Here is a 12114-nt window from a genome sequence, read left to right on the forward strand (position 1 = left end):
CGACTGTGGGATCGGTTTAGCGCAGGACTTTACTTGATGCGCTGACCTGGCTTGGCGCCACTGTCGGGGCTCAGCAGATAGATTTCTTCGCCACCAGGGCCGGCCGCCATCACCATGCCTTCGGAGATCCCGAATTTCATTTTGCGAGGCTTGAGGTTGGCAATCATCATGGTCAGGCGACCTTCAAGCTTGGCCGGGTCCGGGTAGGCGCTCTTGATGCCGGAGAGCACGTTGCGTTGCTCGTCACCGATGTCCAGGGTCAGGCGCAGCAGTTTGTCGGCACCTTCGACGGCTTCGGCCTTGAGGATCAGGGCGACGCGCAGGTCGACCGCGGCAAAGGTATCGAACTCGATCTCCGGCGACAGCGGATCCTTGGCCAGTTCGCCGTTGCCTTGAGGCGCGGCAGCTTCGCCGGTGTCGGTCTGGCTGGCGGTCAGGTCTTCTTTCGAGGCGTCGGTCATGGCTTGCACTTTTACCGGGTCGATGCGGGTCATCAACGGTTTGAACTCGTTCAGCTGATGGTTGCTGAGCAAGGTGGTGTGGTCGTTCCAGGTCAGCGGTGCGACGTTCAGGAACGCCTCGGCATCGGCGGCCAGCAGCGGCAGCACCGGCTTGAGGAAAATCACCAGTTGGCGGAACAGGTTGATACCCAGGGCGCAAATGGCCTGGACTTCATCCTGCTTGCCTTCCTGTTTGTTCAGCGACCACGGTGCCTTGTCGGCGATCCAGGCGTTGGCACGGTCGGCCAGGCCCATGATTTCGCGCATGGCCCGGGCGAAGTCACGCGCCTCGTAGGCTTCGGCGATGCTCGGTGCTGCGGCCAGGAACGCTTCGGTCAGCTCCGGTGCGGCGTTGCCGGCCACCAGCACGCCAGCGTTGCCTTTGTGGATGAAACCGGCGCAACGGCTGGCGATGTTGACGACTTTGCCGACCAGGTCCGAGTTGACCTTCTGCACGAAGTCTTCGAGGTTCAGGTCCAGGTCATCGACGCCACGGCTCAGCTTGGCCGCATAGTAGTAGCGCAGGTATTCCGGCGACAGGTGATCCAGATAGGTCCGGGCCTTGATGAAGGTGCCGCGGGACTTGGACATCTTCTGACCGTTGACGGTCAGGTAGCCGTGCACGTTGATGCCGGTCGGTTTACGGAAACCGGCGCCTTCGAGCATCGCTGGCCAGAACAGGGCGTGGAAGTTGACGATGTCCTTGCCGATGAAGTGGTACAGCTCGGCGGTGGAGTCCTTGCCCCAGAACGCGTCGAAATCAAGTGCAGGCGTACGGTTGCACAGGTTCTTGAAGCTGGCCATGTAGCCGATCGGCGCGTCCAGCCACACGTAGAAGTACTTGCCTGGTTCATCAGGAATTTCGAAGCCGAAGTACGGCGCATCGCGGGAGATGTCCCACTGTTGCAGGCCGGCGTCCAGCCATTCGGCGATCTTGTTGGCCACGGCCTCTTGCAAGGTTCCGCTGCGGGTCCAGGCTTGCAGCATTTCCTGGAAGTCCGGCAGCTTGAAGAAGAAGTGCTGGGAATCCTTGAGCACCGGCGTGGCGCCGGAGATTGCCGACTTCGGATCCTTGAGGTCGGTCGGCGCGTAGGTTGCACCGCATTTTTCGCAGTTGTCGCCGTACTGGTCTTCGGTGCCGCATTTCGGGCAGGTGCCCTTGATGAAGCGGTCGGCCAGGAACATTTTCTTTTCCGGGTCGAAGTACTGCGTGATCGAGCGCGTGGCGATGTGCCCGGCGTCGCGCAGCTTCAGGTAGATCTGGCTCGACAGCTCACGGTTTTCTTCGGCGTGAGTGGAGTGGAAGTTGTCGAAGTCCACCAGGAACTCGGCAAAGTCGGCGCTGTGTTCAGCCTGGACGTTGGCGATCAGTTGTTCCGGGGTGATGCCTTCCTTTTCTGCGCGCAGCATGATGGCCGAACCGTGGGCGTCGTCGGCGCAGACATAAATGCATTGGTTACCGCGATGCTTCTGGAAGCGCACCCACATATCGGTCTGGATGTATTCCAGCATATGGCCGAGGTGGATCGAACCATTGGCATAGGGCAGGGCGCTGGTGACGAGGATCTTGCGTGGCTCGGACATGGGGCTCGGCTACTTGATGAAACGGAGGTCGGCCACTATAAAGCGCCGGCGCATATTTTTCACCCCCACGGCCAGCCTCCACGGACCTTTGTACCCGCCGGTCATAAGATATTTGTCATATTCTGAAAGCATCCCGTCCAGGCGACAGAACGGTTAGGATACCCGCCTGATTTTCCAGTCTTGCTATCGGAGTTGCCCATGAGCGCCGTCAATCGCGCAGCGGTGGAAGCCGTCCTTCGCCAATACACCGACCCTTATCTGAACCAGGACCCGGTCAGCGCCGGGTGCGTGCGCAGCATCGATATTCAGGGCGATCGCGTCAGCGTCCAGCTGGAGCTGGGTTACGCCGCCGGTCTGTTCAAGAGTGGCTGGGCGCAGTTGTTGCAGATGGCCATCGAGGGCCTGGATGGCGTGGTCACTGCCCGTGTCGAGATCACCAGCGTGATTGCCGCGCACAAGGCCCAGGCACAGATTCCGGGGTTGGCCAACGTCAAAAACGTGGTGGCCGTGGCGTCTGGAAAGGGAGGCGTGGGCAAATCCACCACGGCCGCCAACCTGGCGCTGGCGTTGGCTCGTGAAGGTGCCAAAGTGGGGATTCTCGACGCGGACATCTACGGTCCGAGCCAGGGCATCATGTTCGGCATCCCTGAAGGCACCCGTCCTCAGGTCAAGGATCAGAAATGGTTCATTCCGATCGAGTCCCATGGCGTCGAAGTGATGTCCATGGCCTTCCTGACCGACGACAACACGCCGATGGTCTGGCGTGGGCCGATGGTGTCCGGCGCCTTGTTGCAACTGGTCACGCAAACGGCCTGGGGCGACCTGGATTACCTGGTCATCGACATGCCGCCAGGCACCGGCGACATCCAGTTGACCCTGGCGCAAAAAGTCCCGGTGGCCGGTGCGGTGATCGTGACCACCCCGCAGGATCTGGCATTGCTGGATGCGCGCAAGGGCGTGGAAATGTTCCGCAAGGTCAACATCCCGGTGCTGGGTGTGGTCGAAAACATGGCCGTGCACATCTGCTCCAACTGCGGGCATGCCGAGCATTTGTTCGGTGAGGGCGGGGGTGTGAAGCTGGCCAACCAGTACGGCGTCGAACTGTTGGCTTCGTTGCCGCTGTCGATGCTGATCCGCGAACAGGCCGATGGCGGCAAGCCAACGGTGATCGCCGAGCCTGACAGCCAGATTGCGATGGTTTACCAAGAACTGGCCCGCCATGTCGGCGCGCGGATCGTGTTGCAGGAAGCTGCGACGCCGGCGATGCCGAATATCACCGTCAGCGACGATTAAATCGCTGAAAAGAGATCGCAGCCTCGCTTCGCTCGACACGAGGCTGCGATCTTTTGATATTGCTTTAGATACGCAACCCGCCATCCAGCTCCAGAATCCGACCGGTGTAGTAGTCATTCTCGAAAATGTAGGCCGCCGACTGGGCGATCTCTTCGGGTTTGCCCATGCGCTTGAGCGGAATCCCGGAAGTCATTTTTTCCAGCGCTTCAGGTTTCATGCTCAGGGTCATTTCAGTTTCGATGAAGCCCGGCGCAATGCCCGCCACGCGAATTCCGTAGCGCGCCAGTTCCTTGGCCCAGGTCACGGTCGCCGCGGCGACACCGGCCTTGGCGGCGGAGTAGTTGGTCTGGCCGATATTGCCGGCGCGTGAGATCGACGAGATATTGATGATCGCGCCGCTGTTGTTCAGCTCGACCATTTTTGCCGCGACTTCACGGGTGCACAGGAACACGCCGGTCAGATTGACGTCGATCACCGCTTGCCATTGGGCCAGGCTCATCTTGGTCATTTCGCCATCCTTGACCTTCAGCAACAGGCCGTCACGCAAAATGCCGGCGTTGTTGATCAGGCCATGGATCGCGCCGAAATCGTCGGCCACCTGGCTGACCATGTGGGTCACTTGCTCTTCATCGGCGACGTTGCACAAGTAGGCACGGGCCTCGACACCCTTGGCCTTGCAAGCGGCGACGGCGGCGTCGAGTTTTTCCTGGTTCAGGTCCACCAGGGCCAGCTTGGCGCCACGACCTGCAAGATACTCGGCCATGGAACGGCCTAAACCCTGGCAACCGCCGGTGATAATGATTACTTTGTCAGTGAGTTGCATTCGCATAGCCCCATAGCCGATCGGAGTGTTTCTCCTTCTAGAGGGCCTCTCGATCTGAGCCTGATGTGGCCTGGCTGCACATGAGAACTGCCCCTGTGGCGTACTGGAACTTTCACCCAGACGCCTGTCCGTTTTTTCGACGGAATCTATATAAGGAGTCATAAATTGAGCGTTGTAGTGGCTAAGCATGCCCGAGAATTGCTTCTCAAGGAATACCGTGGAGTGCTCTCGACGCACTCCAAAGCGATGCCCGGTTTCCCGTTTGGCTCCGTGGTTCCGTACTGTCTGGACGAACAGGGCCGGCCGCTGATCCTTATCAGCCGCATCGCTCAGCACACTCACAACCTGCTGAAGGATCCGAAATGCTCGCTGCTGGTGGGTGAACGCGAGGCGGAAGACGTGCAAGCCGTTGGTCGGCTGACCTACCTGGCCGAAGGGGAAAAACTCGAGGACACCGCAGCCATCGAAGCGGCAGCCGAGCGTTACTACCGCTATTTCCCGGATTCGCAGAACTATCACAAGGCCCACGATTTCGATTTCTGGGTGCTCAAACCGGTACGCCACCGTTACATCGGCGGCTTCGGCGCGATTCACTGGGTCGACCAACTGACCCTCGCCAACCCGTTCGCCGGCAAGGCCGAAGTGAGCATGGTCGAGCACATGAATGCCGATCACGCCAAAGCCATCGCCCACTATGTCGACTTGGCGGGCCTGCCGAAAACCGTGCCGGCGCAATTGGTCGGCATCGACAGCGAAGGCATGCACTTGCGCATCGGCCAGGGGCTCTACTGGCTGCCGTTTCAAGCGCCTTGTAATACGCCGACACAAGTCCGGGAAGCCTTGGTTTTCCTGGCTCACGCCGAACATTGGCCGAAAAATCAAGTGGCCGATGCTTGAATTCACGAAACGGCGACGTCATCTAAGGAACACTGGCAAGGCTTACTTGCGTTGAGGAACCATTTGATGCGCCCTTTTTTGTTGCTCTTTGTACTGTTTCCGGTGTTGGAGCTGTTCGTATTCGTCAAGGTCAGCGCAGCGATCGGGTTTTTCCCGGCCCTGCTGCTGATCATTCTCGGCTCGATGCTCGGCGTGTTCGTGCTGCGTATCGCCGGTCTGGCTACTGCGCTGCGCGCTCGTGAAAGCCTGAGCCGCGGCGAGTTGCCGGCCCAGACCATGCTCGAAGGCCTGATGCTGGCCCTGGCGGGTGGTCTGTTGATTCTGCCGGGCTTCGTCACCGACGTGCTGGGTCTGATTATGTTGCTGCCGATCTCTCGTCGACTGCTGGCCAATAAAATGCGCCAGCGCGCCGAGGAACAAGCGATGCGCCAGCGTGCGTTTGCCGATGACCTTCAGCCGCGGGGCGGTCCTGCTCCACGTCAGCCGTTGGGCCGTGAGCCTAACGTGATCGAAGGCGAGTTCGAACACCGCGACTCCAAGTAACATGTCCATCGACACGGCACCTTTGGGTGCCGTGTTCATTTTCAGGGTATCGACGTAAAAATTTCGCTCTCGGCCCTTGAAATAGGCTCGCGCGCCCTTATGTAACGGTCACCGCAAGGTTTCTGGCAATTGCGCCAGACAGACTTCCGCGGTTCGCTCGACGAACCGCACCCGGCGCCGCCGGATTTGTTAAACCCGCCGGGACTACACCGGCCGATGAAAACCACAATTAGGAGAGATCGACAATGAAGCTTCGTCCTCTGCATGACCGCGTCGTTATCCGTCGCAGCGAAGAAGAAAAGAAAACCGCTGGCGGTATCGTCCTGCCAGGTTCGGCTGCTGAGAAGCCAAACCAGGGTGAAGTCCTAGCTGTAGGCCCAGGCAAAGTGCTGGACAACGGCGAAGTGCGTGCACTGTCCGTGAAAGTGGGTGACAAGGTGGTGTTCGGCCCGTACTCCGGCAGCAACACTGTGAAAGTCGATGGCGAAGACCTGGTGATCATGGCTGAGAACGAGATTCTCGCTGTTGTCGAAGGCTGATTCCCCGCTCATTTTCCCGCTACTACAAAGTATTTAAGGAATATCGATCATGGCTGCTAAAGAAGTTAAATTCGGCGACTCCGCCCGCAAGAAAATGCTCACCGGTGTCAACGTTCTGGCTGACGCAGTAAAAGCGACCCTGGGCCCGAAAGGCCGTAACGTGATCATCGAGAAGAGCTTCGGCGCTCCGACCATCACCAAGGACGGCGTTTCCGTAGCCAAAGAAATCGAACTCGAAGACCGCTTCGAAAACATGGGCGCGCAGCTGGTCAAAGACGTTGCCTCCCGTGCCAACGATGACGCAGGCGACGGTACCACCACCGCTACCGTTCTGGCTCAGTCGATCGTCAACGAAGGCCTGAAAGCCGTCGCTGCCGGCATGAACCCGATGGACCTGAAGCGCGGTATCGACAAAGCGACCATCGCGATCGTCAAGGAACTGAAAGCCCTGTCCAAGCCTTGCGCTGACACCAAGGCAATCGCTCAGGTAGGTACCATCTCGGCCAACTCCGACAACTCCATCGGCGACATCATTGCCGAAGCCATGGAAAAAGTCGGTAAAGAAGGCGTGATCACCGTTGAAGAAGGCTCGGGCCTGGAAAACGAACTGTCGGTTGTTGAAGGCATGCAGTTCGACCGTGGCTACCTGTCCCCGTACTTCGTCAACAAGCCAGAGACCATGACTGCCGAGCTGGACGGTCCGCTGATCCTGCTGGTCGACAAAAAGATCTCGAACATCCGCGAAATGCTGCCAGTACTGGAAGCCGTTGCCAAAGCCGGCCGTCCACTGCTGATCGTGGCCGAAGACGTTGAAGGCGAAGCCCTGGCGACTCTGGTTGTGAACAACATGCGTGGCATCGTTAAAGTCGCAGCCGTCAAGGCTCCAGGCTTCGGCGACCGTCGCAAGGCCATGCTGCAGGACATCGCTGTTCTGACCGGCGGTACCGTGATCTCCGAAGAGATCGGTCTGAGCCTGGAAAGCACTACCCTGGAACACCTGGGTAATGCCAAGCGCGTGATCCTGTCCAAAGAAAACACCACCGTGATCGACGGCGCCGGCGTTGAGGCTGATATCCAGGCTCGCGTGACCCAGATCCGTCAACAAGTGGCCGACACTTCGTCCGACTACGACCGTGAAAAACTGCAAGAGCGCCTGGCCAAACTGTCCGGCGGCGTTGCAGTGATCAAGGTCGGCGCTGGTTCCGAAGTTGAAATGAAAGAGAAGAAAGCCCGCGTTGAAGACGCCCTGCACGCTACCCGTGCAGCCGTTGAAGAAGGCGTGGTACCTGGCGGCGGCGTGGCACTGATCCGTGCCCTGCAAGCCATCAGCGAACTGAAAGGCGACAACGCCGATCAGGACGTCGGTATCGCTGTTCTGCGTCGTGCGGTTGAAGCGCCACTGCGTCAGATCGTTGCCAACTCCGGCGACGAGCCAAGCGTGGTTGTCGACAAGGTCAAGCAAGGCGCGGGTAACTTCGGTTACAACGCTGCCACCAGCGAATACGGCGACATGATCGAAATGGGCATCCTGGACCCAACCAAGGTGACCCGTTCGGCTCTGCAAGCTGCATCCTCGATTGGCGGTCTGATCCTGACCACCGAGGCCGCTGTTGCCGAAGCACCGAAGAAAGACGGTGCAGCTGGCGGCGGTATGCCAGACATGGGCGGTATGGGTGGCATGGGCGGCATGATGTAAGCCAGCCTTACCTGTCTAGTCCTGAAATAGGTTTACACCTGTTTCACCCTCAAAACGCCCGATGCACCGCATCGGGCGTTTTGCATTTCAACGATAGGTGCGGACGTTTGCTGTTGTAGATGCTTATCGACTCGTCGACCATTCGAATCGCCTCGGCCAGATCTCTAGGTCGGTGAAGCAGAAACTCTGTCTTCAAGATCCCGTTCACACGCTCTGCCAAAGCGTTCTGATAACAGTCATACCCGTCGGTCATCGAGCACCTGATTCCATGTTTGGCGTGCAACTTCTGGTAGAGATCAGAGCAGTATTGCGAGCCGCGATCTGAGTGATGCACCAGCGTCTGATCCGTTCTTCTGCCCCGTAGAGCCTTACTCATCGCCTGGATGACCGATTCGGTGTGCAGGGTTTCATGCACGTGATGGCCGACGATTTTGCGAGAGTAGGCATCGGTCACCAAGCTCACATAGGCAACGCTTTGTTGGGTCGGCAAATAGGTGATGTCCGCCACCCAGACCTGCTCGGGTCCCGTGGCAGTCACTTGATCAGGGCCAGGTTTTAACCGGTTCGGATGTCGGCGGAAGCGATGATGGCTGTCAGTGGTCTTGTGATAGGCGCGCTTGCGAGGAACCAGTTGCCGATTGTCTCGCAAGATATCGAATAGCCGATCTCGACCTACCGTTTGCGTCAGCTCAGGCTCCGCCTGCATAAGGCCATGCAGCTTGCGAGTGCCCAGCCGGGGCATCTGAAGACGTGTTTCCAGGACAAAACCCAGCACTTTCTGAGCATGACTGGCTTGCGCGTCATAAGCCCGGTTTCGTTTGTAGTACGCCTGCCGGGATATGCCCAGAAACTGGCAAGCCCTCTGAATGCTCAGGCCTTGGACTTGCCCTTGGGTGAGGACTTGCCGGATCGCTTTTTTACGATAGAAACCCCGTAATCGTTCTTCAACACGTCAACCACCGCTTCGAAGAATTGGGCTTTCTGATTGGCAAGGGCCAGTTTTTCCTCCAGCTCCTTGATTCGCTGCTCAGGGGTCAGCGGCAAACTTTGTTCGTCCATCGGTCGGCTCCTCTGGGCGCGAATAGAGGCGCCTTGGCTCCAGTCCTGCCGCCCATGCTTGCGTAACCACACCAGCACAGTCGACCGCCCCTGAATCCCGTAGCGCCGTTGAGCCTCTTTATAACTCAACTCGCCTTTTTCGACCTGATCGACGACTGCCAATTTAAAGCCCAGCGTGTAATCTCGCTGGCTGCGCCTTTTCCCCGTATCCATTGGTTCCTCCTGAAGATAAGTCAGAAGGTGTAAACCTTATTCAGGACGAGACAACCCCTATAAAAAAGCCCCGCCTGCGTCGAGCAGGCGGGGCTTTTTATTGCCTTCATTTTGGTAGGTCCGCAGATCGCGTCGCGGCCATCCATCGCGGGCAAGCCACGATCCCACAGTGGATTGCGTAAACCTGTGGGAGCAGGGCTTGCTCGCAATGGCGTCGGTTCAGGCGCTGACCGGTTTTGCCTCGTTCGCCTGTTCAGTCTTGGAGGCCGGCCGGTACAGGATGTTGTAGTACGCACCCAGGCAAAACAGCCAGCAGAAAATCGCCGTCCACACGTTGTGCGAGAAGAAGTGCGCGCCCTGCATCATCCGGCCGATGGAAAACACCGAGCCCAACGTGAAAGCGAAGATAAACGCATAGCGTGCCAGCCGTGGGCGTCGGTCACGCAACACAAAGAACAACGCAAACAGGGTGAAACCGGTCGCCGCATGACCACCGGGCCAGCAGCGGCCTGGCTTGTCGGTATGCGGGCGAGGACTCAGCAGTTCGCTGTAGGTTTCGTGTCCGCCGAATTGTTCCAGGCTCCATGGGCATTGCACCGCCGTTGCCGCTTTGAGCGGAGTGACAAAGGAGGTTGACAGCGCCAGAGACAACACCAGGCAACCCATTTCACGTTTGAACGGTTTGAGCCTTTCAATGAAAAAGGAACTGACAAAGCCGAGGATAGAGAACACCGAAAAGGCAATGACCACTTGCTTGGCCCGGTCATGCAGGATGTTTTCCAGGAAATAACTGTGGCGCCCGATGAACGCACCGGCGACCGGATCATAGAACAGCTTGGCAAGGTCCATGTCCAGGGACGTCAACTCGAGCAGCATCAGGGTGATCGCCGCAATGGCGGGCACTCCCAGGCACAGCCAGAAATTGAGCGGGCGGGAGACGGGACGGACAGCGGTTGATGACATGGTGGATCCTGATGAATGGAAAAACCCCGGGGCATCAGCCCGGGGCCATTCGATTAACGTTCGCTGACTTGGCGGATGCCCTCCGTGGGCGCTTTCCAGCCGAGCAGCTGTTGCTTGAAGCCATGACTGGCAGTTTGGTAGTAAGTGATTGCGCGGGTGATCAACGGATCACCTGTGGTTGCCTGTGATTCGCGACTGTCGGTCAGTGCATCGTCGTGGCGACGCAGACCCTCACGCGGGCTCAGGATCGCTAAATCCTTGCCGTCGAACAAGCCCAGATGTTGATAGTTGCCCACCACCACTCGCGGCGGCAGTGGATTGTCCTGCAACAGGTTGCGACCGAAGAACGTCGACTGGTAATCCAGGTTCAGCAGCCCGAGCAACGTTGGAGCAAGGTCGATCTGACTGGCCAGCTGTGCGGTTTCCCGAGCGTCGATCAGCTTCGGTGCATAGATGAACAGCGGAATCTGATAGTTGCTGATCGGCAAGTCTTCTTTGCCGGCGCTGCCAGCCGTGTGATCGGCAACGAAGACGAAGATTGTATTATCGAACCAGGGTTTTTTGCGCGCCTGATCAAGGAACTGACCAATGGCGAAGTCGGTGTACTTCACCGCACCGTCGCGTCCGTTACCGGATTTGATATCGATACGGTTATCCGGGTAGGTGTAGGGGCGATGGTTGGAGGTGGTCATCAGTTGCAGTAGAAACGGCTGTTGCCTGGCGTAGTCGGCATCGGCCAGTTTCAGGGTCTGGTTATAGAGGTCTTCGTCAGCCATTCCCCAGGCGTTCTTGAAGTGAATCTCTGATTCATCGACGCTGCTCTGGTCGACGACGCGATAGCCGTTGCCGCTGAAGAACGCGTTCATGTTGTCGAAGTAACCGCGCCCGCCATACACGAATACGCTGTCGTAACCCACGGCGCCAAGTTGCTGGCCGAGGCTGGCGAATCCGCTTTCACGACCCACGCGCTTGACGATCGAGCGCCCCGGCGTCGGTGGAATGGCCAGGGTGATGGCCTCCAGGCCGCGATCGGTGCGGGTGCCGGTGGCGTAGAAATTATTGAAGTACAGGCTTTGTTTGCGCAAGGCATCGAGGTTTGGTGTCAGGTTGCGATCGTCGCCATTGCTGCCCATGTACTTGGCACTGAAGCTTTCGATGGTGACCAGCACGATGTTGGGTTTTCGTTCGGTGCCGGGATTATCGATCATCCGGCGGATGTCCTGCGGATCCTCGCCGATGAAGCGAGCGTTGGGCTCGGTCAGTTCAGCGCGAATCTGTTGCGCGACGACGGAGGTCGGCAGGGTGCTGTAGAACTGCGGGTAATCCAGTTCGTTATTGCGAAAGGCGGCGAAGAACTGGTACGGGCCATTGCTCGCCAGTTCGTTCTGATAGGCATTGCCGCCCTGAGCGCGCGGCGCATCCTGGCTGAGCAGTTGCGCGCTCAGGCCCGCGACGATCAGCAGGCCGAGCGCATTCAGCAGACGCCCGCGCATGGCAGGCAATGGTGCGTCCAGCGCAGCGTTGAAGGATTTGCGCAACGCAAGGCTCAGGACCACGGCCAGCACCGCGAGCAGGCTCAGCAGCTTGCCGATCGGGTACGACTCCAACAGGTTATTCAGCACTTCGTCGGAGTAGACCAGGTAATCGACGGCGATAAAGTTGAAACGCACACCGAACTCATCCCAGAACAGCCATTCGGCCACCGACGTGAACAGCATGGCAAACAGGCTGACGGTCAGCAGGCCCTGAAGGAACCAGCGATGGCCACGGCGGCGCCACAAGGCCGGCGGGCATAGCAGCAGATAGAGGCCCATGGGCAGCGCCGCGTAGGCAATGAAACCCAGGTCATAAAGCAGGCCGATGCCAAACACGGACAGGAGCCCGCTGCCTGCCTCATCCAGGTGAGTGAGGAGGAGAACGCTTCGGGTCAGGAGAAAAATGACCAGCCAGGAACCGGTTACCAGTAGCAGAAAGCGCATTGGCGCCGTCTTCAAACAATCCATT

General features: G+C 58.6%; 10 protein-coding genes. 5 read left to right on the forward strand and 5 right to left on the reverse strand.

All coding sequences use genetic code 11. The features are described 5' to 3' along the window. Positions 1-29: 29 nt before the first annotated feature. The gene (gene metG, locus FFH90_RS06785; RefSeq protein WP_111454723.1) at positions 30-2084 is read right to left on the reverse strand and encodes a methionine--tRNA ligase; all 2055 of its coding nucleotides are present in this window, start codon (positions 2082-2084) and stop codon (positions 30-32) included. A gap of 198 nt (positions 2085-2282) precedes the next feature. On the opposite strand from metG, the gene apbC reads away from it, so the two are divergent. Next, positions 2283-3377, forward strand: coding sequence for an iron-sulfur cluster carrier protein ApbC (gene apbC, locus FFH90_RS06790; protein WP_018926592.1), 1095 nt, complete (start codon positions 2283-2285; stop codon positions 3375-3377). 64 nt (positions 3378-3441) lie between these two features. On the opposite strand, the gene FFH90_RS06795 is transcribed toward apbC, so the two are convergent. Continuing rightward, entirely contained in the window at positions 3442-4200 is a 759-nt protein-coding gene (locus FFH90_RS06795; RefSeq protein WP_018926591.1) for an SDR family oxidoreductase, read from the reverse strand. 165 nt (positions 4201-4365) lie between these two features. Between FFH90_RS06795 and FFH90_RS06800 the strand changes: the two genes are divergently transcribed. The 4 genes from FFH90_RS06800 (at position 4366) to groL (ending at position 7875) form a co-directional block, all read left to right on the forward strand. Continuing rightward, positions 4366-5097 (forward strand): HugZ family protein, encoded by a 732-nt coding sequence (locus tag FFH90_RS06800; RefSeq protein WP_026286457.1) that lies wholly within the window; start codon positions 4366-4368, stop codon positions 5095-5097. Positions 5098-5163: 66 nt separating this feature from the next. Beyond that, entirely contained in the window at positions 5164-5640 is a 477-nt protein-coding gene (locus tag FFH90_RS06805; RefSeq protein ID WP_018926589.1) for an FxsA family protein, read from the forward strand. Positions 5641-5885: 245 nt separating this feature from the next. Beyond that, positions 5886-6179: a co-chaperone GroES gene (locus FFH90_RS06810; RefSeq protein WP_018926588.1), complete on the forward strand. Its 294-nt coding sequence runs from the start codon at positions 5886-5888 to the stop codon at positions 6177-6179. Positions 6180-6228: 49 nt separating this feature from the next. Next, positions 6229-7875 (forward strand): chaperonin GroEL, encoded by a 1647-nt coding sequence (groL, locus tag FFH90_RS06815; protein WP_018926587.1) that lies wholly within the window; start codon positions 6229-6231, stop codon positions 7873-7875. Positions 7876-7924: 49 nt separating this feature from the next. On the opposite strand, the gene FFH90_RS06820 is transcribed toward groL, so the two are convergent. The 3 genes from FFH90_RS06820 to FFH90_RS06830 all read right to left on the reverse strand — a co-directional run bounded on the left by FFH90_RS06820 (position 7925) and on the right by FFH90_RS06830 (position 12113). Continuing rightward, a protein-coding gene (locus FFH90_RS06820) for an IS3 family transposase (RefSeq protein WP_168206155.1) occupies positions 7925-9147 on the reverse strand; the annotation gives its coding sequence in 2 pieces (ribosomal slippage) (positions 7925-8796 and positions 8796-9147; 1224 coding nt in all). Positions 9148-9366: 219 nt separating this feature from the next. Then, positions 9367-10110: a phosphatase PAP2 family protein gene (locus tag FFH90_RS06825; protein WP_064616318.1), complete on the reverse strand. Its 744-nt coding sequence runs from the start codon at positions 10108-10110 to the stop codon at positions 9367-9369. Positions 10111-10163: 53 nt separating this feature from the next. Next, positions 10164-12113, reverse strand: a complete 1950-nt coding sequence (locus tag FFH90_RS06830; RefSeq protein WP_138866895.1) for an LTA synthase family protein — start codon at positions 12111-12113, stop codon at positions 10164-10166. Between the last annotated feature and the right edge of the window lies 1 nt (position 12114).

Source organism: Pseudomonas sp. ATCC 43928, assembly GCF_005938665.2.
GTDB lineage: Bacteria > Pseudomonadota > Gammaproteobacteria > Pseudomonadales > Pseudomonadaceae > Aquipseudomonas.